The organism is Lentzea atacamensis (genome assembly GCF_003269295.1).
Classification (GTDB): Bacteria; Actinomycetota; Actinomycetes; order Mycobacteriales; family Pseudonocardiaceae; genus Lentzea; species Lentzea atacamensis.
In genome coordinates this window covers 637,811-661,755 of record NZ_QLTT01000002.1, presented here as the reverse complement: position 1 = coordinate 661,755, position 23,945 = coordinate 637,811, and the positions used below count along the sequence as shown (strand labels likewise).

At 69.3% G+C, this 23,945-nt stretch carries 25 protein-coding genes and 1 pseudogene; 8 read left to right on the top strand and 18 right to left on the bottom strand.

Annotated features, from left to right (window positions below; all coding sequences use genetic code 11):
* The first annotated feature begins 53 nt into the window (after positions 1-53).
* A complete protein-coding gene (locus C8D87_RS12085; RefSeq protein WP_109628954.1) occupies positions 54-1,286 on the top strand; it encodes an isochorismate synthase in 1,233 nt (410 codons plus the stop codon).
* Here the strand turns inward: C8D87_RS12085 and C8D87_RS48535 are convergent.
* The 5 genes and pseudogenes from C8D87_RS48535 to menD all read right to left on the bottom strand — a co-directional run bounded on the left by C8D87_RS48535 (position 1,283) and on the right by menD (position 5,742).
* Positions 1,283-1,414 carry a hypothetical protein gene (locus C8D87_RS48535; RefSeq protein WP_267899851.1) on the bottom strand — a complete coding sequence of 44 codons (132 nt, stop codon included), beginning with the start codon at positions 1,412-1,414 and terminating at the stop codon, positions 1,283-1,285. The two genes, C8D87_RS12085 and C8D87_RS48535, sit on opposite strands and share 4 nt — an antisense overlap.
* Before the next feature lie 46 nt (positions 1,415-1,460).
* Positions 1,461-1,607, bottom strand: a pseudogene (locus C8D87_RS49125) (SDR family NAD(P)-dependent oxidoreductase); the annotation flags it as partial.
* A 99-nt stretch (positions 1,608-1,706) separates the two neighbouring features.
* The gene (locus C8D87_RS12075; protein WP_112226701.1) at positions 1,707-2,531 is read right to left on the bottom strand and encodes a YwqG family protein; all 825 of its coding nucleotides are present in this window, start codon (positions 2,529-2,531) and stop codon (positions 1,707-1,709) included.
* Between the two features lie 81 nt (positions 2,532-2,612).
* The gene (locus C8D87_RS12070) at positions 2,613-4,115 is read right to left on the bottom strand and encodes a M1 family metallopeptidase (protein ID WP_109628960.1); all 1,503 of its coding nucleotides are present in this window, start codon (positions 4,113-4,115) and stop codon (positions 2,613-2,615) included.
* A 55-nt stretch (positions 4,116-4,170) separates the two neighbouring features.
* Positions 4,171-5,742 carry a 2-succinyl-5-enolpyruvyl-6-hydroxy-3-cyclohexene-1-carboxylic-acid synthase gene (menD, locus tag C8D87_RS12065; RefSeq protein ID WP_112226700.1) on the bottom strand — a complete coding sequence of 524 codons (1,572 nt, stop codon included), beginning with the start codon at positions 5,740-5,742 and terminating at the stop codon, positions 4,171-4,173.
* A gap of 19 nt (positions 5,743-5,761) precedes the next feature.
* On the opposite strand from menD, the gene C8D87_RS12060 reads away from it, so the two are divergent.
* The 4 genes from C8D87_RS12060 (at position 5,762) to C8D87_RS12045 (ending at position 9,777) form a co-directional block, all read left to right on the top strand.
* A complete protein-coding gene (locus tag C8D87_RS12060; protein WP_411711357.1) occupies positions 5,762-6,664 on the top strand; it encodes a 1,4-dihydroxy-2-naphthoyl-CoA synthase in 903 nt (300 codons plus the stop codon).
* Positions 6,664-7,695: an o-succinylbenzoate--CoA ligase gene (gene menE, locus C8D87_RS12055; protein ID WP_112226698.1), complete on the top strand. Its 1,032-nt coding sequence runs from the start codon at positions 6,664-6,666 to the stop codon at positions 7,693-7,695. Before C8D87_RS12060 ends, menE begins: the two co-directional genes overlap by 1 nt.
* Positions 7,696-7,772: 77 nt before the next feature.
* Positions 7,773-8,858 (top strand): hypothetical protein, encoded by a 1,086-nt coding sequence (locus C8D87_RS12050; protein ID WP_112226697.1) that lies wholly within the window; start codon positions 7,773-7,775, stop codon positions 8,856-8,858.
* 46 nt (positions 8,859-8,904) lie between these two features.
* Positions 8,905-9,777 (top strand): 1,4-dihydroxy-2-naphthoate polyprenyltransferase, encoded by an 873-nt coding sequence (locus C8D87_RS12045; RefSeq protein WP_112226696.1) that lies wholly within the window; start codon positions 8,905-8,907, stop codon positions 9,775-9,777.
* Between the two features lie 3 nt (positions 9,778-9,780).
* Here the strand turns inward: C8D87_RS12045 and C8D87_RS12040 are convergent, their stop codons facing one another.
* Genes C8D87_RS12040 through C8D87_RS12000 form a run of 9 tightly spaced genes read right to left on the bottom strand, consistent with a single transcriptional unit; the run spans position 9,781 to position 17,255 of the window.
* Entirely contained in the window at positions 9,781-10,185 is a 405-nt protein-coding gene (locus C8D87_RS12040) for a hypothetical protein (RefSeq protein ID WP_112227053.1), read from the bottom strand.
* Positions 10,185-10,634, bottom strand: coding sequence for a hypothetical protein (locus tag C8D87_RS12035; RefSeq protein WP_112226695.1), 450 nt, complete (start codon positions 10,632-10,634; stop codon positions 10,185-10,187). Before C8D87_RS12035 ends, C8D87_RS12040 begins: the two co-directional genes overlap by 1 nt.
* Positions 10,631-11,605: a hypothetical protein gene (locus tag C8D87_RS12030; protein ID WP_109628974.1), complete on the bottom strand. Its 975-nt coding sequence runs from the start codon at positions 11,603-11,605 to the stop codon at positions 10,631-10,633. The genes C8D87_RS12035 and C8D87_RS12030 overlap by 4 nt, the downstream gene beginning before the upstream one ends.
* Complete coding sequence (locus C8D87_RS12025; RefSeq protein ID WP_109628977.1) at positions 11,602-12,021, bottom strand: hypothetical protein; 420 nt, start codon at positions 12,019-12,021, stop codon at positions 11,602-11,604. Before C8D87_RS12025 ends, C8D87_RS12030 begins: the two co-directional genes overlap by 4 nt.
* Positions 12,021-15,044, bottom strand: a complete 3,024-nt coding sequence (locus tag C8D87_RS12020; RefSeq protein ID WP_112226693.1) for a methyl-accepting chemotaxis protein — start codon at positions 15,042-15,044, stop codon at positions 12,021-12,023. Before C8D87_RS12020 ends, C8D87_RS12025 begins: the two co-directional genes overlap by 1 nt.
* Entirely contained in the window at positions 15,041-15,346 is a 306-nt protein-coding gene (locus C8D87_RS12015) for a hypothetical protein (protein WP_112226692.1), read from the bottom strand. The genes C8D87_RS12020 and C8D87_RS12015 overlap by 4 nt, the downstream gene beginning before the upstream one ends.
* Positions 15,347-15,401: 55 nt before the next feature.
* Entirely contained in the window at positions 15,402-16,490 is a 1,089-nt protein-coding gene (gene cds1, locus C8D87_RS12010; protein ID WP_112226691.1) for an L-cysteine desulfhydrase Cds1, read from the bottom strand.
* Positions 16,491-16,516: 26 nt separating this feature from the next.
* The gene (locus tag C8D87_RS12005) at positions 16,517-16,786 is read right to left on the bottom strand and encodes a DUF4229 domain-containing protein (protein WP_233439085.1); all 270 of its coding nucleotides are present in this window, start codon (positions 16,784-16,786) and stop codon (positions 16,517-16,519) included.
* 4 nt (positions 16,787-16,790) lie between these two features.
* Positions 16,791-17,255, bottom strand: coding sequence for an Lrp/AsnC family transcriptional regulator (locus C8D87_RS12000; RefSeq protein ID WP_109628987.1), 465 nt, complete (start codon positions 17,253-17,255; stop codon positions 16,791-16,793).
* Between the two features lie 302 nt (positions 17,256-17,557).
* On the opposite strand from C8D87_RS12000, the gene C8D87_RS11995 reads away from it, so the two are divergent.
* Entirely contained in the window at positions 17,558-17,764 is a 207-nt protein-coding gene (locus tag C8D87_RS11995) for a BldC family transcriptional regulator (RefSeq protein ID WP_030473853.1), read from the top strand.
* Between the two features lie 57 nt (positions 17,765-17,821).
* Positions 17,822-17,989: a hypothetical protein gene (locus C8D87_RS45840; protein WP_086667950.1), complete on the top strand. Its 168-nt coding sequence runs from the start codon at positions 17,822-17,824 to the stop codon at positions 17,987-17,989.
* 56 nt (positions 17,990-18,045) lie between these two features.
* On the opposite strand, the gene C8D87_RS11985 is transcribed toward C8D87_RS45840, so the two are convergent.
* From C8D87_RS11985 to C8D87_RS11970, 4 genes are all read right to left on the bottom strand, one after another.
* Entirely contained in the window at positions 18,046-19,368 is a 1,323-nt protein-coding gene (locus tag C8D87_RS11985; RefSeq protein ID WP_112226690.1) for a MinD/ParA family ATP-binding protein, read from the bottom strand.
* A gap of 103 nt (positions 19,369-19,471) precedes the next feature.
* Positions 19,472-20,395, bottom strand: a complete 924-nt coding sequence (gene ccsB / locus C8D87_RS11980; RefSeq protein ID WP_112226689.1) for a c-type cytochrome biogenesis protein CcsB — start codon at positions 20,393-20,395, stop codon at positions 19,472-19,474.
* Complete coding sequence (gene resB / locus C8D87_RS11975; protein ID WP_112227052.1) at positions 20,395-21,870, bottom strand: cytochrome c biogenesis protein ResB; 1,476 nt, start codon at positions 21,868-21,870, stop codon at positions 20,395-20,397. The genes ccsB and resB overlap by 1 nt, the downstream gene beginning before the upstream one ends.
* 41 nt (positions 21,871-21,911) lie before the next feature.
* Positions 21,912-22,688: a cytochrome c biogenesis CcdA family protein gene (locus C8D87_RS11970; RefSeq protein WP_112226688.1), complete on the bottom strand. Its 777-nt coding sequence runs from the start codon at positions 22,686-22,688 to the stop codon at positions 21,912-21,914.
* A 140-nt stretch (positions 22,689-22,828) separates the two neighbouring features.
* Between C8D87_RS11970 and C8D87_RS11965 the strand changes: the two genes are divergently transcribed.
* On the top strand, positions 22,829-23,818 hold the full coding sequence (locus C8D87_RS11965; RefSeq protein WP_112226687.1) for a M64 family metallopeptidase: 990 nt from the start codon (positions 22,829-22,831) through the stop codon (positions 23,816-23,818).
* Positions 23,819-23,945: the final 127 nt, after the last annotated feature.

The following is a 23,945-nucleotide window of genomic DNA, read 5'->3' as shown; positions in this document are numbered from 1 at the left end:
TCTAGAGCCGGGCGGGTGCCGCGCTTTCAGGTTGAGGTCCATACAGTCGGAGAGTGACCTCAGCACCCACATCGCGAGCACGGCAGCGGATCCGCGTCCGGTCGAGGCAGGACGCCGCCGGCGACCTGCTCGGACTGCTGCCAGACCCGGAGCACGCGCTGGCCTGGGTGCGCGACGGTTCCGGCCTGGTCGGCTGGGGTGAGGCCGCACGGCTCGAGGTCAGCGGCCCGGACAGGTTCGCACAGGCCGACAAGTGGTGGCGCGAGTTCTGCGCCCACCTCGACGTCGACGACGAGCTGGGCGTGCCGGGCAGCGGCCCGGTGGCGTTCATCTCGATGGCCTTCGCCGACTCGCCCGGCGACTCGGTGCTGATCGTCCCCGAGGTCGTGGTCGGCCGCCGCAACGGTCAGCAGTGGATCACCACGATCGGCGCCGGTGACACCGATCCCGAGGTCGCGCCGCTTTCCCGCCCCTCGACCGTCCGGTACGCGAACGGCCAGCTGCCGGTCACGCAGTACCGCGAGGCCGTCCGCAAGGCCGTGGCACGCATGCGGGGCGGCGAGCTGGACAAGGTCGTGCTCGCCCACGACCTGGTCGCGGTGACGGACCGGCGGCTCGACCAGCGGTTCGTGCTGCAAGGCCTGGCCCGTCGTTACCCGGAGTGCTGGGCGTACGCGGTGGACGGTCTGGTGGGTGCCACACCCGAGCTGCTGCTGCGCCGCACCGGCGCGGTCGTGGACTCGCGGGTGCTGGCCGGCACGACGTGGCCGCACGACGGGGTTTCGGACGAGGAGCTCGCCGCGGCGTTGATGTCGTCGGAGAAGAACCTGGAAGAACACGACTACGCGATCACTTCTCTCGCGGAGACGTTGCGTCCCTTTTGCACGACGATGTCGGTCGAGGGCCCTTCGGTTTTGCGGCTGCCCAACGTGTCGCACCTGTCCAGCGACGTCATCGGCACGTTGAGCTCTTCCGTGTCGTTGCTCCACCTCGGCGAGGCGGTGCACCCGACGGCGGCGGTGGGTGGGACGCCCCGGCTCGACGCCACGACGTTGATCGGCCAGCTCGAGGGCATGGATCGCGGGCGGTACGCCGGGCCGGTCGGATGGATCGACGGGAACGGCGACGGCGAGCTCGGGATCGCGCTGCGGTGCGCGCAGATCACCGGGTCGACCGCGCGGTTGTTCGCGGGGTGTGGGCTCGTTGCGGATTCGGATCCGGACATCGAGGTGCAGGAGGCGCACGCCAAGATGCGGCCGATGCGAGAGGCGTTGGAAGGCCTCTAGCCGTGCGGGCCGCCGCTGACGTAGAGGACCTGGCCCGTCACGAAGTCGGCGTCGTCGGCCGTGAAGAACAGGACGGCGCTCACGTCGGTCATCCCCGTCCACACCACGCCCGGCCCGACCGCGTTCACGGTGAAGCCGTGCGGCGCGAGGTCGAGGGCTGCGGGCTCTGGTCAACCCTTCCAGACCGGCCTTGGCGGCGACGTAGTCGGCCCGGTCGTCGTCGACCAGCGCGGAGATGCTGGAGATGTTGACGATGCGGCCCCAGCCGGCTTCGCGCATCGCCGGGGCGGTGGCCTTGAGCATGAGGAAGCTGCCGCGCAGTCGCTGACGTCGGCCTGGACCGCGATGGCTCGGCCGCCGGTTGCGCGGATCTGGTTCGCGGTCTGCTCGGCGAATTCGGTCCGGTCCAGGACGGCTTCGCTACTCGATTTGCAGCTTCATGGTGTGGCGGACGTCCTTCGGGCACACCAAGACGTTCAACGCACCGCTGCCCCCGATGAACTCCCAGCCCACGTGTTCGCCTGTCGGCTGGTCACACTCGGCGCACTCGTCCTCATGTGCCGCCAGCGCGAGCAGCTGCACGCGGGTGGCGCCGCAGTCGGGACAGTCCATGTCGTACGGATCGCTGGCGAACCACCGGGTCCAGCCGCCGATCTTGGTGGCGTCGCCGAGGCACGGCCAGGTCTCGTGGTTGGCGTGGTCGAAGCCGTCGGCCTTGGCGAACTCCAGCTCGTACAACAGCTCGCGCGGGACGTCGCACATCATCGGGTACTCGTTGGCACGACACGGGTTGAACACACACGGCCGGAACGCGTACATCGGGTCCACCAGGACCGGGACGGGCTGGTCCGCGAGCGGATCGGTGACCTGGCCGGCCGCGCGCCACACGAGGCGGACGTCCGGGCCCCAGTGGCCGTCGTGCACGAGCGGGCACAAGAACACCTGGAGCACGTCGGTGCCGTCGGGGAACGGCAACTCCGGGAAGTCGTGCCGGTACAGCTGCACACCGGCGGCGAAGGGCGTGGGCAGGCCGCGGACCTGTTCGTCGGTCAGGTCGAGGCTGCCCCGGTGCCCGGCGCCGTCGCACTGCGGCCAGGGTTCGTGCCGCGGCCACAGCATCGGGCCGCCGAGGTGGCTGTCGGTCGGCCCGGCCGGGCCTGGTGCGGGGTGGAGGCGGACGACAGGGCGAACCATGTTGTCGAGCCACGGGATCTCGCGGCCGTTGTCGGTCGGTTTGGTGCCCATTCTCCCGCTCCCCCGAGCTGACGCAGGGGTCCCCCTGAGCTGGGAACCCCTGCGTCACAACGTACTCAGCCGGTCTGACACTCAGTGCTTGTGCGCGCCCAGCAGCTCGTGCGTCAGCTGGATCTTGGCGCGCGACTTCGGCTCCGCCTTCACGGACAGCGACTTGGCCGCGTCCGCAGGACGGCCAGGCGCCTCCGCCGGCTTGCCCTTGGTGAAGAGCCACGTCTGGAACAGCTGGTCGAGCTGCTGCCCCGACACCCGCTCGGCGAGCGCGATGAACTCCTCGATCGTGGCGTCGCCGTAGCGCTTCTCGGCCAGCCACGTCTTCAGGATCTCGAAGAACTTCTCGTCGCCGACGGCCACGCGCAGGGCGTGCACGGCGAGCGCGCCGCGGTCGTAGACGGCGCCGTGGAAGACGTTCGAGGGGCCGGGGTCGCCGGGCAGGACCTGCCAGAACTCGTCGTCGGCCGGGTACGAGTCGTAGATGAAGTCGGCGTTCTCCTGAGCCGTGCCCTCACCGACGTGCTCGGACCACAGGAACTCGGCGTAGGAGGCGAAGCCCTCGTTCAGCCAGATGTCGCGCCAGTGGTGCACGGACACCGAGTCGCCGAACCACTGGTGCGCGACCTCGTGCGCCACGACGTAGGTGTTGGCGCCGCGACGGAAGAACGCGTCGTCGTAGGTCGAGCGGGTCTGGTTCTCGAGTGCGTAGCCGAGGTCCGGCGTGACGACGCCGCCCTGCGCCTCGAACGGGTACGGGCCGAAGTTCTCCACCAGGAACTCGGTGACCTCGGGCGTGCGCTCGATGCTCGACTTGGCGGCGTCGGTGTGCTCGCCGAGGCGCTCGGAGTAGGCGTTCACGACCGGCTGGCCGTTGGGCGCCGCGTACTGACGGATCTCGAACTGGCCGATCGCCAGGAACGTCAGGTAGGTCGCCTGCGGCTTGGTGCTGCGCCAGTTCCAGCGGGTCCAGCCGTTGATCTGGCGGGTCTGGCCGACGAACGTCCCGTTCGAGATCGCCTCGACGCCGTTCGGGACGGCGACGTTCACGTCGAAGGTGGCCTTGTCGGTGGGGTGGTCGTTGGACGGGTACCACCAGGAGGAGATCTCCGGCTCACCGATGGCGAGGGCGCCGTCGGGAGTCTTCGTCCACGGCGTGATGCCGTTGCGGTCCTTCACGGCGGACGGCGTGTCGGCGTACGTGACGACGATGGTCAGGTCCTGGCCCTTGCGCACGCCTCCGCGCGGGGTGAGGGTCAGCTCGCCGTCGTCGGACACGAAGGAGGCCGGCGCGTTGTTCACCCGGACCGACTTCACCTTGAGCAGGAAGTCCAGGTTGAACTGCGTCAGGTCCTGGGTGGCCCTGGCGAGGATCGTCGTGGTGCCGGACAGCTGGTCGCCGTTCGGGTTGTAGTTGAGCCTGATGTCGTAGTGGGAGACGTCGTATCCGCCGTTGCCGTACTCCGGGAAGTACGGGTCACCGGCGCCGGGTGCACCGGGGGACGCGGCTAGCGCCGTCCCCGCGAAGAGCGTCATCGCAGCCGCGGACGCGACCGCGGTCGTCGCCTTGGATCTGATCGACATGCGCGGGACGCTATCCACACATTTGACGTTCGAGCCACCGACTTACGTATGTTTCCTACCTGGCGAAAATGGTTGACACAGTCGACTTGAGACTCTGGTGCAACGTCCTCAGCCCGTGTCGTTTTGCCTGCACTTCCACCACTCGGAGGCCCTCCGGGCGCGCAAGTGCGCTACGGAACTCCTCCTGGCCGTCCATTGTGGAGTGAGGAATTCGGTAGCCCGCGCACAAAGCGGCCAGATCCGTGCCGTGCGGAGTGCCGAAGATTCTTTCAAAACTACCGCCGTACTCGGGCGCACCTTGTTCCAGCAACGAAAAGATCCCGCCACCGTCGTCGTTGAGCACGACGATCGTGAGATCCGGCCGGTGGTCGGCGAGCAGGCCGTTGATGTCGTGCAGGAAAGTCAGGTCTCCCATCAGCGCGTATGAAGGACCCTGATGGGTCACGGCGAGACCGACGGCCGTGGACACGCTGCCGTCGATGCCCGCGGCGCCGCGGTTGGCGTGCACGGTGATGTCCGGACGGCGCTCGCCCACGTGGTCGACGTCGCGGATCGGGTTGGACGAGCCGACGAACAGCAGCGAGCCCGATGGCATCGCCTGCGTGAGGTCGCGAGCGACGTGCAGGCCGGTCGGCCACGGCTCGGCGTCCAGCAGCTCGTCGACGGCGACGCTGACGTTCTTCACCGTGCTCTGCCACGCCTGCGCCCACTCGCCGTCGAGCTCGGCCGGTTCGGGCAGCCAGGTCGACGCCCGGCTGGCGGTGAACTGCACGTCCGGCCACTTCGCCTGGTCGCCGACGGCGTGCACGATCTTCGTCTGCCGCAGCAGTGCCTGCTGGCCCCGCGACAGGGTGACCCGGCCGACGACGAGCACCGCGTCCGGCTGGAGGTGCGCGGGCAGACCGGCGTTGAGCAGCAGCGATCCGTGGCGCAGGCCGCCGGGCGCGGTCGGCTCGGCGATCACCGGCCAGCCGAGCTCTGACGCTCCGCGCAGCCGGTCCGGGTGGTCGTCGCCGAGCAGCACGAGCGTGCGGGGCGGGAGGTCCGACGGCCTGGTCTCGACGGTGAACGTGCGGTCCGTCGCGGTCCACGGAGTGCGGTCGGACGAGGGCCAGGAGGAGTCGTCCGGGGTGAGCGGCGGCCGGAACGGCACGTTCACGTGCGTCGGGCCGGGAGTCGCGATCGCGCGGCAGATCAACGAGCGCGTGGTCGGCTCGTCGGCGGCCTCCGGCAGGTGCAGGGTGGGGAGGCCGAGGACGTCGTACTGGTTGATCGTCTGGCTCGCGCCGGTGCGGTACAGGTCGACCGGGCGGTCCGCGGTCAGTGCGATCAACGGCACGCCGGTCAGCTGCGCCTCGATCACGGCGGGGTGCAGGTTCGCCACGGCCGTGCCACTCGTACAGGTGACGACGGCGGGCGTGCCCGTCTTGGCCAGGCCGAGCGCGAGGAAGCCCGCGCTGCGCTCGTCGATCCGCACGTGCAGCGTGAGCAGGCCTTTCTGCTCGGCCTGATGCAGTGCGAACGACAGCGGGGCGTTGCGCGAACCGGGACACAGCACGGCGTGGCGCACGCCGTTGCCGACCAGTTCGTCGACGATCACCCTCGCCTGCGCCGTGGACGAATTCATGCGCCTAGAGTCTCAGACCGTGGCAGATCAGGAGCTCTTCGACCCGTCGCTGTGGAAGTCCGTCGAGGGCTTCGACTTCACCGACATCACGTACCACCGCGCCATCGACCAGGGCACGGTCCGCATCGCGTTCAACCGCCCCGAGGTGCGCAACGCGTTCCGGCCGCACACCGTGGACGAGCTGTACCAGGCGCTCGACCACGCGCGGATGTCGTCCGACGTCGGCTGCGTGCTGCTGACCGGCAACGGACCGTCCCCGCGCGACGGCGGCTGGGCGTTCTGCAGTGGCGGTGACCAGCGGATTCGCGGGCGCAGCGGTTACCAGTACGCCTCCGGTGAGACGGCCGACACGGTGGACCCGGCGCGGGCGGGGCGGCTGCACATCCTGGAGTGCCAGCGACTGATCAGGTTCATGCCGAAGGTCGTCATCGCGGTCGTGCCCGGCTGGGCCGCGGGTGGTGGCCACAGCCTGCACGTGGTGTGCGATCTCACGCTCGCGAGCGAGGAGCACGCGAAGTTCAAGCAGACCGACGCGGACGTCGGCTCGTTCGACGGCGGCTACGGCTCGGCGTACCTGGCGCGGCAGGTCGGCCAGAAGTTCGCCCGCGAGATCTTCTTCCTCGGCCGCACGTACTCCGCCGAGGAGATGCACAGGATGGGCGCGGTCAACGCCGTCGTGCCGCACGCGGAGCTGGAGACCACGGCGCTGCAGTGGGCCCGCGAGATCAACGGGAAGTCGCCCACCGCCCAGCGGATGCTCAAGTACGCGTTCAACCTGATCGATGACGGACTGGTGGGACAGCAGCTGTTCGCCGGTGAGACGACCCGGCTCGCGTACATGACCGACGAGGCCGTCGAGGGCCGGGACGCGTTCCTGGAGAAGCGCGACCCCGACTGGTCGAACTACCCGTACTACTTCTGATGATCGACGAGCTGCGCGCGGCGCTCGCCGGCGGAGAGCCACTGGTCGACGGCCCGCTCGACGGCTGGGAGAAGCGGGCCGTGCTCGGCGTGCCCACCTCCGGGTCGACGGGCGAGCCGAAGACAGTGCTGCTCGACGCCGACGCGCTGACCACGTCGGCGCAGGCCACCCACGAGCGGCTCGGCGGGCCCGGCACGTGGCTGCTGGCGTTGCCCACCAGCCACATCGCCGGGATCCAGGTGCTGGTGCGGTCGATCGTCGCCGGCACCACACCCGGCGTGCTCGACATGTCGAAGGGCTTCCGCGCGATGGGGTTCGCGCAGGCCGCCCAGCCGGTGCTCGCCCAGCCGGGACGTCACTACACCGCACTGGTGCCGACGCAGCTCTCCCGGCTCGTCGTGGGCGAGGGACCGGGGCTCTGGGCGCTGCGGCAGTTCGACGGCGTGCTGATCGGCGGGGCCGCCACCCCGCCGAAGCTCCTGCAGCAAGCGCGCGCGCTCGGCGTGCAGGTCGTCACCACGTACGGCATGAGCGAGACGGCCGGTGGATGTGTGTACGACGGTGAGCCGTTGCGGGACGTCCGGCTGCGCACCGACGATGTGATCGAGATCAGCGGGCCCGTGCTGGCGCTGGGCTACCGCGGCAGCGCGGAACCGTTCGGCGAGTGGTTCCGCACCGGCGATCTCGGGCGGCTGCGCGACGGGCGGCTGGAGGTGCTGGGCCGCGCTGACGACGTGATCGTCACGGGTGGCGAGAAGGTGCCGCCGGTGCTGGTGGAACGGGCTCTGGCGACCGTTGAGGGCGTGCTGGAGGCGTGTGTCGTCGGCGTGCCGGACGACGAGTGGGGCCAGGTCGTGGCAGCGGCAGTCGTCGTGCGCGGCGACGAGCCTTCTCTCGAAGACCTGAAGGCTGCGGTTCTGGACGCCGCGGGCCGGGCAGCAGTGCCGAAGCTCGTGCGGTTCGTGTCCGAGCTGCCGTTGCGCGGACCGGGCAAGGTCGACCGAACGGCAGTCGCCGACTCTTTTAGGTGAACCTTTACCGCTGAGGACAACTCTCCCCGCGAAGCGTGCGGACCCAAGCCGCGCGCGTTAGCGATGGGGGTTTCTTCATGCGCTACCTGTTACCGCTGGTCGCCGGAGCCGCGTTGACGGTCGGACTGGCGTCCCCTGCCCAGGCAGCCTCCAACGAGTGGACCGCCGACGTGAGCGGCCACGCCGTCACGTGGGGCGGCTCCCCGCGCACGGGTCTGATCGAGCTCGGCTCGCACAGACTCGCTCAGCCCGCGAACGCGGTCACGGCGGCGGTGACCGGCGATGGTGTCGTGGACGTGCGTGGTCTGCGCCCGGACGGTCAGTGGACCGAGTGGCTGGAGGCGCCGGCCACGTTGCCGGTGACCACGTCCACCATCCAGACGCGCGTTGTTCTCAGCAGTGGCAAGGCATCGCGAGTCAAGCTGACGGCTTCACGGGTGGCCGCTTCGGAAGATGTTTCCGTTGCTGCCGCTGGACGTTCGTACCGCGTGTACGCGACGCGCGAGGGCCTCGTCGGCGGCACCACGGCGAACGGCCACACGATCCGTTCGCGCGACCACTTCGTCGCGCTGCCGTCACGACGTGGCTTGGCGCCCAACAACTCCGGCAGCTACAGCGTGCAGGTGTGCGCGTCGAACGGCCGTTGCGAGTGGGCACCGGTGTGGGACGTCGGCCCGTGGAACACCAAGGACGACTACTGGAACCCGTCCAGCACGCGGGAGATGTGGAAGGACCTGCCGCAGGGCAAGCCCGAGGCGCAGGCCGCGTACCAGGACAACTACAACGGCGGTAAGGACCAGTTCGGGCGTGAGGTCGCCAACCCCGCTGGCATCGACCTCGCCGACGGGACGTTCTGGGACGGACTGAAGCTGACCACGAACTCGTGGGTGACCGTGACGTACCTGTGGACCGGCTCCGGTCCTGTCGGGACGGTCCGCACGTCGGCGGCGAACGGCACGGTGAACGTACGCAGTGGCGCGAACTCCTCCACCTCGCAGGTCGGTCTGGCCGCGAACTACGCCCAGGTCAGGGTCACCTGCCAGCTGACGGGCGAGTCGGTGACGGGTACGCAGGGCACCTCGAACATCTGGTACCGCATCGCGTCCGGCAAGCACATCGCCAAGGCGTACGTGGCGGGCGTGTCCGGCGCGACTAGCTGCTGATACACCCGTTTGCTGGTCCTCAGTAGCCATGGCGGAGGATGGAGGCATGGCCTCAGTCGTCCAGTGGATCCAGGGGACCCGCCCGCGCACCCTGCCGAACTCGATCGCTCCGGTGATCGTGGGCGCGGCTGCGGCGCACCACATCGACGAGTTCAAACCGCTCCACACGGTGCTGGCGCTCGTGGTGTCGGTCGCGCTGCAGATCGGCGTGAACTACGCCAACGACTACTCCGACGGCATCCGCGGCACCGACGACAACCGGGTGGGACCGTTCCGGCTCACCGGTTCCGGTGCCGCGGAGCCCGCGAAGGTCCGGCTGGCGGCGTTCATCTCGCTCGGCGTCGGCGCGCTGGCAGGAATCGCGCTGGTGGTGCTGTCCGGGTACTGGTGGATGCTCGGGCTCGGCGCCGTGTGCATCGCCGGGGCGTGGTTCTACACCGGCGGCAAGCGTCCGTACGGTTACGCGGGGCTCGGCGAGATCGCGGTGTTCCTGTTCTTCGGGCCGGCCGCGGTGCTGGGCACGCTGTACGTGCAGACCGGGGAGATCACCGGGATCGGCATCGGCGCGTCCATCGCGATGGGGTCGATCTCGGCCGCCGTGCTGGTGGCGAACAACCTGCGGGACATCCCGACGGATGCGGTGTCCGGCAAGCGAACCCTGGCCGTCGTGCTGGGCGACAAGGACACCCGCAGGCTGTACCTCGCGCTGGTGGCGGTGCCGTTCCTGATCGCGCTCGGGATGACCGTGCGGGTGCCTTACGCGTTGCTCGGGTTCCTCGCGGCGCCGGTGCTGCTGCCCGCCGTGCGCCGAGTGGCGTCCGGGCGCGGTGGCCGTGACCTGATCCCGGTGCTGCAGTTCACCGGGTTCGCGATGCTGGCCTGGGCGGTGCTGATCAGCGCGGCGTTGTTCCTCGACTGACGTTCACCAGGCGTCCTCGGTGAACTGGGTCGGCTCGTCGTCGTCGTCGGTGCGTGCGGGCCTGCGCGGAGGCGGAGGAGGTGCCGCCTCTCCCTTGATCAACTCGTTGAGCGTCGCGCGGTCGGCTTCGAGTGCCTGGCGCACAAGGGGATCGTACGACGCCTCGCCGGTGAGGACCTGACGCCAGCTGAGTCCCGCACCGCGGGCGATGCGGTCGGCCAGCTGGCGCATCGCCGGTGACGCGTCGCTCGACTTGGCGAACTGCATCACCCTGCGAACGTCCTCAGTGGACGGTTCCCTGCCCTTGAGGTTCTGCTGGGCGGACCGCATGGCACGGTCCGCCTCGGCGACGGCGCTCGTCAGGAAGTCCTCCGCCGCGTGGATGTCCGGTGTCCGCCAAGCCGTCATCACCACTTGTCCTCCGCGAAGATGTCGGGGTCGTTCTCGTCGCCGTCGTCACCCCGGCCTCTGCGCGGACCCTGCGCGTTCATGATCTCGTCGGCGGTCATGCCCTCCTGCAGCATCTGGAACGCCTGCTTCATCTTCTTGACGTTCTCCTGCTGCATGGCCTGCACGTCGGGGTCCTGCGCCGCCTTGCCGGAGACGACGTCCTCCCACGTGAACTCGCCCGCGTCCACCTTGCGCTTCAAGGCCTTCAGCTGCTCGGGCGCGTCCTTCTCCTGCGCGGCCCGCTCGACCTGCTGCGCGATCGCCTTGAAGTCGACCGGCGGAATCGGCGGCAGCGGCGTGTCCCTGAGCCGGTTGGCGAGGTCCTGCGCCTCCTTGAAGCGCGCGTCGACCTGGGCCTCCGCCGCGCGCAGCTCCGGCGTCTTCCAGCTGTCGTTCGGCGTGGTCATCCGTTCTCCCTCGCGAAAAGCCCCCGCTGGATCGGCCTGATCTCGTCACGGACGTCGGTCAGCTCGCCGCGCGCCGCGAGGGTGCGCCACTGCCGGAAGTCTACTTCGGACAGACCAAGCTCCTGTGCCGTTTGGTAGTTCTCGCCGAGGAAGTGCAGTACGGCGTTGTCACCCATGATGCCGAGGATCTCGAACTCGGCACCGCGGAACGTGCAGAGCTTGCGCAGCAGGCCGAGATCCTCGACCACCGCGTCCGGAACCTCCAGGACCCCGTTGGTGAAGTCCGGCGGCGCCGGCTGGCCGGCCAGCGGGTGCAGCAGCACGGAGCCGGGCGCGGGACCGAAGTCGACGTCGAAGTCCTGGCCGCGATACCGGCCGCAGAGTCCACGCCGGACGGTCGGCCGCAGCGGAACAGGTGCCTGCCAGTACCTCCCCGGCCCGAAGCCGACGTCACCCGTGGGGATCCAGCCGGTCTGCCGGTTGAGGTACTTGCCGACGCTGCGCGCCTCGCCGTCCGGCTCGAACCGCCACAGCTCGGTGCCCGCCGGGAGCTCGGTGAGCTCCATGACGTACTCGGGGATCGGCTGCGCGCTCGGCGTGTAGCCGGTGCCGGTGAAGGGCAGCGGGTAGACGCGGGTCGTGCCCATCTTCTGCGCGCCTTCGAGCGTCGGGCCGCCGAAGCTCGTGTCGAAGATCTCCGTGGTGTGGGCCAGGAACCGCAGCAGGTACTGCGTGCCCTTCGGCCAGTCCGCCACCTTGTCGACGCCGAACGCCTCCGCGAACTGGTCGGAGGTGCCCTGCGGGAAGTCCTGCCCGCGCGTCACGAACCCGGCGGCGCGGTGCGGCTCGAACTTGCCCGGCACGACGACGTTGCCCAGGTAGAGCTGCGCGATCGCGGGGTGCACGATCTTCTGCAGGATGGTCTCCGGCCCGATGCCGGCGGCCTTGCGCACGGCCTGTGGGGTGCTCATCCCGGGTTCTTCTCCTTCCACCGCGCGAGGTAGTCGGTGCGGTCGACCTGCACGTCCGCCAGCTCGCCGACGTCGAGCGTGGCCCGGTAGCCGTTGTACTGGTCGCCTTCCAGACCGTTCTGCGCGGCCCAGACGTACTCGCCGCCCGCGTACCCGGCCTCGGCCTTGCCGTTCTCCACCGAGATGACGTTGAACGGCTGCCCGCGCCAGGTCGCCGTCATCTTCTCGACGTACCAGGCGTCGAGGTCTTCGACGGCGACCGTCTTGAGCTCACGGCCGTTGTAGTTCTGGAAGCCCTCGTCGTTGACGTAGGCCACCCCGGGCAGCTTGCGGATCCAGACGTGCCGGTCCCCTTCACCGCCCGCGTAGAACACCTCGCCGCGGTACTCGGCCATCTCCTGCGAGTACTTGGTCATCAGAGCTTCGTCCAGCCGAACTTGCGGTCGTACACGGCGTGCAGTCTCTCAGTGCCGTCCTCGTTCACCTGCCAGATCTCGGCACGATCCGGCAACGGCGTGCCGCCGTCGACCCGCCACTCCGGCACACCACCCATCGTGGAGCCGGTGCCGGTGAACGGGTCGTAGCCGTCGTACACCTTGGTCGAGCCGCCCGCTGCCGCCATCTGCTTCTGGCTCGCCTCGTAGTGGGCCTGCTCCTGCGGCGACTGGTACTCGCTCTCCTGCCGCGGCCCGAACGTGTTGAAGTCGGGCACGTCCTTCTTCGGCCCGCCGAACGGGATGTTGTGGTTGCCGACGTTCTGGTCGGTGATCTGGTACCGCAACTGCATCGCGGACTGGGCGTTCTCGGGGATCGGCGTCCAGCCCTTGCCCTTGTCGTCCAGCGCCAGCCCGTCGCGCAGCCCCGCGGGGGTGTTGATGGGGGCGACGTCCTGCCCCCTGGCGATCGAACCGCCCATCTGGTTCTGCCAGTCGGCCTGCCTGGAGCCCGGCGCGTGCGGCTGGTCGGGCAGGTAGGTGCTGAGCGCACCCTGGTTGAGCGCCTTGGTGACGATGTCGCCGGTGTCGACCTTGATCTGGTTGCGGACGTCGGCCACGTGCTGGGCCTCGTCCGCGCTGAGCTCGGTGGAGAGCTTCCGGCTCAGCTCGACGTACCGGTCGCGGTCGGCCTGGTTGGGCAGGATCTGCTCCAGCTGGTGCTGGTAGCCCTGACCTTGCGCGGTCATCGCGGCGGCGTCGAAGTGGCCCTTGAGGTCGGGGCCGGTGGGAGCGGGGGCGGTGCCGTTGTCCTGCTGGGTGTCGTGGCCGGTGGACGCGTTGTCGGTGTGCTTGGGGTCGGGGTCCTGGCCGGCCGGGGTGTTGTCGTGGTCGGGCTGGGGGTCGTGCGGCCTGACGTCCTCGGCACCGCTCGCGTCGGTGTCGTTCGGCTTGGCGTCGTCGGGCTTGGCGTCGGTGTCGTGCGGCTTGGCGTCGGTGTCGGGTCGGCTGTCCGCGTCGTCTGGCTTGGTGCCGGAGTCCTGTGGAGTCGTGTCGTGCGGCTTGGTGCCGGCCGGCGCGTCGTGCGGCTTGGTGTCCGTCGAGCCGTTGGGCGTCGTGTCGTGCGGACGAGCGCCGCCGTCATGAGGCGTCGTGCCGGACGGGGTCGAGGGCGTGCCGCTGGGCGACGAGTGGTCCGTGCTGGGGCTCGGGTGTCCGGGAGGCGAGGGCAGGCCACCGCCAGAACTCGGGGACGGGTGCCCCGGAGGCGACGGCAGGCCACCGCCAGAACTCGGGGACGGGTGCCCCGGAGGCGACGGCAAGCCGCCACCACTGGGAGTCGAGTGTCCGGGCGGGGACGGAAGGCCGCCGCCCGTACCTGCGGGAGCCGGGGCCGTCGCCGTGCCAGAGGCGGCGCTGGGAGGCGTGGGCAGGCTACCGCCGGAACCCGGAGTCGGGCCCGAGCCGGGAGTCGGGTGCGATCCCGACGTGCCCGGAGTCGAGTGCGTGGGAGAGCCCGGAGTGGCGTGCGTGGGAGAGCCCGTGCCCGACGGCGGCGTGGGCAGGCCCGCACCACCTGGCCGGGAGCCGCCCGCGCCGGGTCCACCTGCGCCGGAACCGGTGTTCGAGTGGCCGGGCGGGGTGGGCAGACCCGAGCCGGGGCTTGCGTGGCCAGGAGGCGACGGGAGGCCGCCGGCCGGAGGCTTTGCCTGGCCTGGCGAGCCCGCGGGAGTGGTGGGCCAGGCCGAGCCCGCGGACGAGCCCGGCCGTGAGCCGGAGCTGCGCGTGGAATCGCCGCCGCCCGCCATCGGAGCTGCGCCCATGGGCATCGCGCCGCCCATCGGGGTCTGGTGGTGCGACGGCGGTGCGGCTGCCGGGGCCGCGCCGGCCGTGTGCGTGGTGTCGGGGCGCGGGACGGGAGCCCCTGGGCCACCGGGACCTCCGCTCGGTACGCCGCTGTGACCACCTACGGGCGCACCGCCGGGACCGCCGCCGGAACCCGAGCCCAGCGTCGGCGGGGCGGACACCGTGGGGCCCGCGGCCGTCGCGGCGTGCGTGACGGGTGTGTCCGGGCCGCCCTGCAACGTGGGGGGAGCGGAGACCGGGGCGCCGCCGGGAGCGACGGAGGTGACGGCAGCCGGTTTGGTGCCGTCGGCGGCACCGGGCGGGGTGTAGACCTCGCGGACTTTGGAGCCGATGTCCTGGCCGCGGTCGGCGATCTCGGTGGCGGATTCCTTGATGGACGTCATGTCGTCGCGGATGTCGTTGACCGCGTTGCGGACGTCTCGGCCCGCCTCGGCCACCTCCTGGGTGGCGTTCATGGCCTCGGCGAGGGAGTCGGCGTCCTTCAGCTTGCCGATGGCCGAGAAGACGCGGCCCACGGCGTCGAACAGGGCCTTCACGTCCGTGATGAGCTTCTTGACCGTGTCGATGATGTCCATCACGCGCCGGTAGATCTGGTACGCGTTCCAGACCATCTCGGCGGCCTTGACCCAGCCCGCCACCGGGAGCCAGACGGTGGCGGCGGCCTCGAGCAGCTTGTTGACGAGGTAGTCGAGCAGGCGCGCGGCCTGCTTGCCCAGGGCCTCGGCGCCGGAAGCGACGGTGTCGAAGCCCTTCGCGATGAGCTGGGTGACACCCATCTCGGCGAACAGGGCGGCCTTCCAGCCCAGGGCGATGTACCGCTCGTGGGCACGGGCGGCGTCGCCGTCCCAGTTCTCGCGCACCTTGCCCACCGCGTCGGTGAGGTTGTACGAGACGTCGTTCATCGCGTTGCCGACCATGCGCCACGCGTCGCCGTCGGCACGGATCTTCGACCAGTCACCGGTGATCGGCGTGATGATCGTGGCGACCAGGCTTTCGCCGGTCACCGCCTCGAACACCCAGTTGACCGCCTGCACGCCCCAGCCCTGGTCGGCCAGGACGTCGTTCAGGGAGGCCGTGTCGACCTCCGGCTGCTTCAGGGACGCGGAGACCGGGCGCGGATCCCGGTACGCGGTCGTCACTTCAGGATCCCGTTGAAGATCGCCAGCTGGGCGCGCTCGACGGCCTCGTAGACCTGAGCGGTCGAGTCCATCGCGGACGCCGTCCCCTCAAGCTTCGACTTGCCGAAGTCGAGCGTCTCGTCGAACAGCGCGCGCACGATGTCCACGCCCGGCTGCAGCAACGTCAGCAGGCCGGTGAAGCCCGCCTTGTCGCACGCCGTGGTGTGGACGTACTTGCGGATCGTCTCGAACTCCCGCGCCTCGGTGCGCAGATACTCGGCGTACGCGCGCAGCTCGGCGGCGTCGGTGAACAGCGACGACACAGGTCCCCCCTGCAGGACTCAAGTGCTCAGGTCACGCTGTGACGCACGACTCTCGTCACCAGTTCCCCGTGCGGTGGAAGTTGTTCAGCCGTTCCAGGCACGGGTCGAGATCCATGCCTTGTGCGGCTACCCATGAGTCGTCGTAGTAGGTGTTCGCGTAACGCTCGCCGCCGTCGCACAGCAAGGTCACCACGCTCCCGCGCGTGCGCGACTGCCTCATCTCGGCGACGATCTGGAACGCTCCCCAGAGATTCGTCCCGGTCGAACCGCCGACCCGCCGTCCGAGCAGGTTCTCCACGTACCGGATGGTCGCCACGGACGCCGCGTCCGGCACCTTGATCATGCGGTCGATCACCTGACCGACGAACGACGGCTCCACCCGCGGCCGCCCGATGCCCTCGATCCGCGAGCCGCGCGTGCCCACCAGCTCCGGCGTGCTGTCCCGCCACGCGTCGAAGAACACCGAGAACTCGGGATCCACCACGGCCAGACGCGTGGTCAGCTTCTGGTAGTGGATGTACCGGCCGATCGTCGCCGACGTGCCGCCCGTGCCGGCGCCCACGACCACCCAGTCGGGTTCCGGCGAGGGCTCCAGCTTCATCTGGTCGAAGATCGACTCGGCGATGTTGTTGTTGCCGCGCCAGTCCGTCGCGCGCTCGGCGTGCGTGAACTGGTCCATGAAGTGGCCGCCGAGCTCACTCGCCAGCCGCCGCGACTCGTCGTAGATCGCCGACGGCTCGTCGACGAAATGGCACCTGCCGCCCTGCCGCTCGATCAACGCGACCTTCTCGGCCGAGGTCGAGCGGGGCATCACCGCGATGAACGGCAGTCCCAGCAGCCGCGCGAAGTACGCCTCGGAGACCGCCGTGGACCCCGACGACGCCTCGATCACGGGCGTGCCACCGGTGATCCAGCCGTTGCAGATCGCGTAGAGGAACAAAGACCGCGCCAGCCGGTGCTTCAACGAGCCCGTGGGGTGCGTCGACTCGTCCTTCAGGTAGAGGTCGATGCCCCAGTCGAGCGGCAAGGGGTAGCGCAGCAGGTGCGTGTCCGCACTGCGGTTCGCGTCCGCCTCGATGATCCCGACGGCCTCGCACACCCAGTGCCTGGTCCTGCTGCAACAACGGTCAACGGAGGTACTCACAGCGGCACGATAACCGCGCAGAGGTCCTATGCCTGGGTGAGAGGACCTTCGTCACCACGCAGCTCGGCGCGCAGCTTGTCCCGCTCCGCCTGACGTACCGCCTGGCGCTCGTTCAGACCGACCGCCACGCGCTGCCGCAGGCCCTTGAAGATGAACAACGAGGCAGGCAGCGCCACCACCACGCCGACGGCCAGCGCGGGAAGCAGTGGAACGTTGAACAGCATGAGCGCGCCCGTCACCACCGCGACGAGACCGAGCCGGGCGAGGACGTAGAGCGTCACATCTCGAGCGAGCACCCGTTCAGGTTACGTCGCTCTCCTCGTCACCGGTGTTCGGCCGCCCCTCGAAGCGCGTGGACAGCACCACGGTCGTGCGCGTACGGGCAACGCCGGGGATGCGCCGCAGCCGCCCGAGAGAGCGCTCCAGGTCGTCCACCGTGGCCACGCGGACCTTCACGATGAACGACTCGTCGCCCGCCACCCGGTAGCAGGACTCGACCTCGACGAGCTCGCTCAGCGCGTCCGCGACCTCGTTGTCGTCCGCGATGTCGGTGGGGTGGATGCCGATCAACGCGGTCACGCCCAGGCCGACCGCGCTGGGGTCGACGACCGCGTGATACCCGACGATCACGCCGCTGGACTCGAGCTTGCCGACCCGTTCGTGCACGGCGGAGGCGGACAGGCCGACCTGCCTGCCGAGATCGGCGTACGTGGCCCGGCCGTTGGCACGCAGTGCGGCGATGATCTGGCGATCAAGAGCATCCACCCGCGACACCCTATGCCCTGCCCGCACGCGGGGACCTTCTGTGCCGTTCGCGAGTTCGCGCCGGTCGTCCGGTCGCCCCTTCGTCGCGGATTCGGCGAAGCTCAATCTGCGGCGAAGCGGTGGCCGGACGACCGACTTCCTGGCGAACCCGCCGTCGTCTGCGGAGCAGCGGCCACGGGCACAGCACATGTCCGGTTCGCCCCGGTCGTCCCTTACTACCTCTTTACCAAAAAACAAGCGTTCGAGTACCCGAAGGGTGAGATGCCACGATCAGACCTGAACGTCTGATCTGAGGAGGACGCGTGACTGCAGCCACTGAGCGCCTGTTGACGCCCGGGGAAGTCGCCAATCTGTTCCGGGTCGACCCGAAGACCGTGACCCGATGGGCCACCGCAGGTCGCATCGGCTCGATTCGCACGCCTGGAGGACACCGCAGGTTCCGTGAGACCGAGGTGAAGGCTCTGCTGTCGGAGCTCACGACCGAGGCGACTGAACCCGTTCGGCACTGAAACCGTAGTAATCCCTGTGCCGCGGGTAATCTCGTGGCAAAGGGAGGTGGCGACCAGATGATCTACCTGCTGGCGGTGATCGGTGCGCTCACCGTGGCTGTGCTCGTGTGGCGAGCGTTCGCCCCACAGCATTCGGAGTACACCCCGGGCCGCAAGGTGATCGCGCCTGACGACGACCCGGAGTTCCTGCGCAAGCTCGACGAGCAGCGCAAACGCGACGAGTGAACGGAAAAGGGGCCCCAACCCGCGGGGCCCCTTTCGCCGAGTGAGAACTTGCCCGGTCAGGTGTTGGGGAAGTCGTCGGCCACCACGGCCCCGAGTTCCAGCAACGCGAGCCGGGTCTCCGGCGCGAGCCGGTCCAGCGCGATCTCCGCGCCCTCTTCGAGGTGCTCGTCGAACGGCAGGCGGACCACGGCGCGGCACCGCTGCTGGAAGTGCGCGGCGAGCTTGTCGAGGTCGACCTTGCCCGACTTCGGGCGCACCGAATTGATCACGCACACGGACTTCGCGACCAGGTCGCGGTAGCCGTGCGCCTCCAGCCAGTCGAGCGTCGCCGCCGACGTCTGCGCGCCGTCGACCGAGCCGGACGACACCAGCACCAGCTGGTCGGCCTCGTCCAGCACGCCCTTCATCGCGGAGTGCATCAGGCCGGTGCCGCAGTCGGTGAGCACGATGTTGTAGAAGTGCTCGAGCAACGCCACCGTGCGCCGGTAGTCGTCCTCGCTGAACGCCTCCGACACCGCGGGGTCCTGCTCGGACGCCAGCACCTCGAGGCGCGCGGGCGACTGCGAGGTGTAGGCGCGGACGTCGCTGTACCGAGTGATCCGCGACGCGTCGCGCAGCAGGTGCCGCACGGTCGCCGTGGTCTCCCGCGGGATCTTCAACGCCAGCGTGCCGCGGTCGGGGTTCGCGTCGACCGCGATCACGCGGTCACCGCGCAGCGACGAGAACGTCGAGCCCAGCGTGGTCGTCGTGGTGGTCTTGCCGACGCCGCCCTTGAGCGACAGCATCGCGATCTTGTAGCACCCGCGCAGCGGCTGGTTGATCCGCGCGATCAGCTCACGGCGCCGGATGTCGGCAGGGCTCTCCCCGAGGTTGAGCACGCCACCGGTCACCGCGTGCAGCGACTTGCGCCAGCCGGACGCCGGCGGGCGCTTCTCCTTCTTGATCAGCTGCTGCGACGAGACTTCCTGCGCCTGCGAGCGATAAGGCTGCTGCGGGAAGTTGTTCGGGTACTGCGCCCCGGCGAACTGGCCGTACTGGGCTGTGTTGTGGGGTCCGGACTGCCCGGGACCGATCTGATGAGCACCCGATTGGCCGCCGCCCACCTGGTACGGACCAGAGCCGTCCACGGCGTACGCGCCGGACTGCGAACCGGGCACCTGGTAGGGACCAGAGGCGTTGCCGGGCACCTGATAGGGGCCGGACGCGTTGCCGGGGACCTGGTACGGGTCCACCGCTTGGGGGCCGCCGAGGTTGTACGGACCCGATTGACCGCCGCTGACGTGCTGCGGACCGGACTGCTGCGGGTCGAGGTAGGCCGTCTGCGAGTCGACGTGCTGCGGGCTTGTGCCCTGTTCCTCACCCGGTGGTTGCCAGTTCACCGCTGTGGCCCTCCCTGAGCAAGGAGGATCGAGACCTCCCCGACCCCCAGGTTGCGACGGTACGCAACCGACGCCGGTTCCATCGACCTGGGGGCTTAACTCGTTAGAGACCCGCGTACGAATGCAACCCGCTGGTGACCAAGTTGATGAAGAACAGGTTGAACACGTTCAGCGCGAAGCCCACGACGTTGATCCAAGCGGCCCCACGGCCACGCCAACCGGCCGTCGCCCGTGCGTGCAGATACGCCGCGTAGACGACCCACGAGACGAACGCCACGGTCTCCTTGGGGTCCCAGCCCCAGAACCGGCCCCACGCGGCTTCCGCCCAGATCGCGCCGCAGATGATGCCCGCGGTGAACAGCGGGAACGCGAGCACGGTGGTGCGGTAGGACATCCGGTCGAGCACGTCGGCGGACGGCAGCTTCGGGAAGCGGTCGGGCCTGCTCGCCTTGAGCAGGTAGAGGATCGACGTCACACCGGGGATCAGCAGCACGCCGGACGAGATCGAGATCACCGAGACGTGAATCACCAGCCAGTACGACCGCAGCGCCGGCTGGACGGGCGCGGACTCGGCGTAGAGGACGGTGCCGCCGAGGAACAGCAGGACCAGGATCGGCGTCAGCACGAACGCGCCGAGGCGGCGGATCGGGAACTTCACCATCAGCACGAGCCACGTCACGACCGCGGCGAGGCACAGCAGCGACATGTACTCGTACATGTTGCCCCAGGGCGCACGCCCGGCGGAGAGACCGCGCATCACCAGCGAGCCCAGGTGCAGCAGCGCGCCGAGGACGGTCAGCGCGGCACCCATGCGGCCGATGCGCTCCGGCTTGCTCAGCTCGGTCCTGACCTGCGGTTCGACCAGCCCTGGCACCGGCGCACCCGCGCCCACCAGCGCTTCGGCCTTGCGCGGGGCACGCGCGAACGCCTGCTCGACCGCGTACAGCAGAACCGCGAAGAGGTAGACGCCCAGCGCGCTGCGGTACAGCCAGTCGCTGTAGGTCGCGAGGGTCTCGTTGACCGGCATCAGGACTTCTCCTCGTTCAAGACCGCGCGGGCGAGCCGCGTGAACTCCTCGCCGTATCCTGCCTGGTCAGTGCGGGCAAGCCCACCGACCTCGACCAACGTACGCCCGTCGTCCTGAGGGGTCGCACGCACCCACACCCGCCGGCGCTTGACGGTCAGCGAGACCCCGAGGCCGAGGATGATCAGGATGGCGAACACCAGCACGTACCCCTGGGTCGGGTCGTGCGAGACCTGCAACGACACCCAGTCGTTCACAGAGTCGAACCGCACCTTGGTGCCGTCGTCGAGCGCGATTTCCTCACCCAGCGCGAGGTTCTTGCGCGCGACCTTGTGCAACCGGCCCTGCTCGACCATCTTCATGTCGATCGAGAAGATCGACTGGCCGCGGCCGTCGTCCACGCCGAGGTCACCGCGGTACACGTCGACCGCGACCATCGGGTTGTTCAGCGCGGGGAACTTCGAGTTCAGGATGCTGCCGTGCAGCAACGGCGTCGGCGCGAGCAGCCCCGTGACCGCGATCTGGTTCTTGCGCCGCTGCTCGGAGTCCGTCACGCCGGGCGGGTCGAACTTCGTCGCACCCTCGGAGGCCAGCGTGAGCTGGTCCGACGGCAGCCACTGGATGCCCTGCGTGCGCTTCTCGCCGTTGGGGAACGTCACCGTGAACGTCGGCGTGTACCCGTGGCCGAGCAGGTAGAGCCGGTCGCCGCTGGTGCGCAGCGGATGGTTGACCTGCAGGGTGTAGGGCCGCCACGTGTTCGTGGTGAGGTCCTCGCCCGACTGGTAGCGGATGTCCGCCTGGTAGTCGACGGGCTGGCCGTTCTCGAGGTACTCGGCGGAGAACTTGCCGATCTCGACGCAGAACGGCGTGAGGTCGGTGCCGTCGACCCGCAGGCCGGGCCGGAACTGGTCGTAGTTGAAGATGCCGCCGTTGCAGAACTGGCCGCCGTTGGCCTGGACGATGACCTGGCCCTCGTAGTTGTACATCTTGCCCAGCGCGAACGAGACCAGCAGCCCGAGCAGCGCGAAGTGGAAGACCAGGTTGCCGGTCTCCCGCAGGAACCCGCGCTCGGCGCTGACCGTGTCCTCACCGGCGTCCATCCGCCAGCCGCGCATGGCCCTCTTGGCGCGCCCCACAGCCTCTTCCGGCGTCACGTCGAGCACGGCCTGCGCGTGGTGCGGCATTCGCGAGAGGTTGCGCGGCGTCAGCACCGGCTTCGCGCGCATCTGCTTGAAGTACTCCCACGTGCGCGGCAGCAGGCACCCGACGAGGGACGTGAACAGCAGCAGGTAGATCGCCGCGAACCACGGCGTGGCGTAGACCTCGAAGAACCCGAGCTTGAGCAGGAACTGCCCCCACCAGCCGTGCTGCGCGACGTACTCGTCGACCTTCTGCGCGTTCAACGACAGCTGGGGCAGCAACGCACCGGGCATGGCCGCGAGCGCGAGCAGGAACAGCAGGGTCAGCGCGGTCCTCATCGAGGTGAGCCCGCGCCACGTGTTGCGGAGGAAGGCGATCACTAGAGCGGCAGCCTCACGACGTCGACGAACGAGTAGCGCAGCCACCCGACGAACTCACCCCAGAGCCCGGTGACCAGCGCGATCCCGACCAGGATCAGCAGCACGCCACCGAAGATCTGCACCTGCCGAGCGTGCGAGCGCAGCCACTTGGTCACCCCCAGCGCCCACCGCGCGCCGAGCGCGAGCACCACGAACGGCAACCCGAGCCCCAGGCAGTAGGCCAGCACCAGCACAGCCCCGCGCACCGTGGACGACCCGACCTCGGTGCTGCGCGCGACCGCGAGCACCCCGGCCAGCGTCGGCCCGAGACACGGCGTCCACCCGAGCGCGAACACCGCCCCGAGCAACGGCGCCCCGAACAACCCGGCCCTGGGCTTGGCGTGGAACCGCAGGTCCTTCTGCAGCGCCGGCACGAGCCCGATGAACACCAGCCCCATCAGGATCGTCACGACACCACCGATCCGCTGGAACAGATCGGCGTTGAGGAACAACGCGTCCGACGCCCCGAGAATCGCCATCGAGGCCAACGCGAAGACCACCGTGAACCCGAGCACGAACAGCAGCGAGGCCCCAGCCACCCGCCACCGCCCCTGCGCGGCCGGTTCGTTCGCCTCGACCCGAGGCGCCTCAGCCCCGACCAGCCCCGCGAGGTACGCCAGATAACCGGGTACGAGCGGCACCACACACGGCGAAGCGAACGAGATGAAACCAGCGAGCAAAGCAACCCCGGTGGCCAGCAGCAACGGCCCGGAGATCGCCAGATCGGTGGGGTTCACACACCTCAGACTAGGTAGTTGCCCAGATCACGCGACCACCGGCATGGCCTTTCCGTGTCCAACTGCCCCCGCTCAACTGCGACAGAAGTACCGACGATTGCCGCCTTGTGGGTGACATCACAGTTGCTTAGCGTCAGCGCATGCATCGTTCCCGGCTGATCCTCCCGGCGCTCACAGTCACCGCGCTGGCTCTGTTCGCCCAGGTGCCGGCCGGTGGCGCTGCCCCGGCGATGGAGTGGCGAGAGGTCTTCAACGAAGACGGCTCCATCACCCAGACCCTCACGCCAAGGGCCCCAGCCGAGCAAAGAACGGGCCTCCGCCTCCTCGCCGCCGCCGAAGTGACGAAAATCCACGGCGACCGAGACGCGTCCGATGCCTTCGACCTGGTCTTCGTGGGCGACGGCTACACCTCGGACGACATGGCGACCTACACCGCCAACGTCCAGAGCAAGTGGGCCGAACTCTCCGCCGTAGAGCCGTTCGCCTCCTACAAGCCGTACTTCAACGTCTGGCAGGTCAACGTCATCTCCATCGAGTCCGGCGTGGACCACGACCCGACCAAGGGCCTGCTCAAGGACACCGCCCTGGACATGGGCTTCTGGTGCCAGGGCCGAGACGCCAACACCGAACGCCTCCTCTGCGTGAACGAAACCAAGGCGAAGGAATACGCCGCCCTGGCCCCCCAGGCAGACCAGGTGATCGCCCTGGGCAACACCACCAAGTACGGCGGCGCCGGCGGCTCGGTGGCCACCGCCTCGGGCGCCAACGCCCAAGCGGGCCAAATCGCGATCCACGAACTGGGCCACTCGATCGGCGGCCTGGCCGACGAGTACGACTACCCGTACGCCAACTACACAGGCGCCGAACCCAAGGAATTCAACGTAACCACGGACCCCGCCGGCACAAAGTGGGGCGAATACCTGGGCCAGCCGTCCCCGGACGGCGGCGTGATCGCCCCGGTGGAAGGCGCGCGCTACTACAAAACGGGCTTGTACCGCCCCACCGCCAACTCGATCATGCGAACCCTGGGCAAGGAGTTCAACTCGATCGGCCGCGACGCCATGATCAAGGCCTTCAAGGCCAAAATCCCGTCGCTGAACCAACCGCCCACGCCGCCAGCAGGCAACTAGCCGTCACGAAAAGGGCCCCGGCGCACTCCAGCCGGGGCCCTTTGACATGTTGGCGATCGTCAGCGGCGTTTCGATCATGTGTTGGTAGTACTTGCATACGCCACAACAGCCCTCTCGCGAAGGAGAA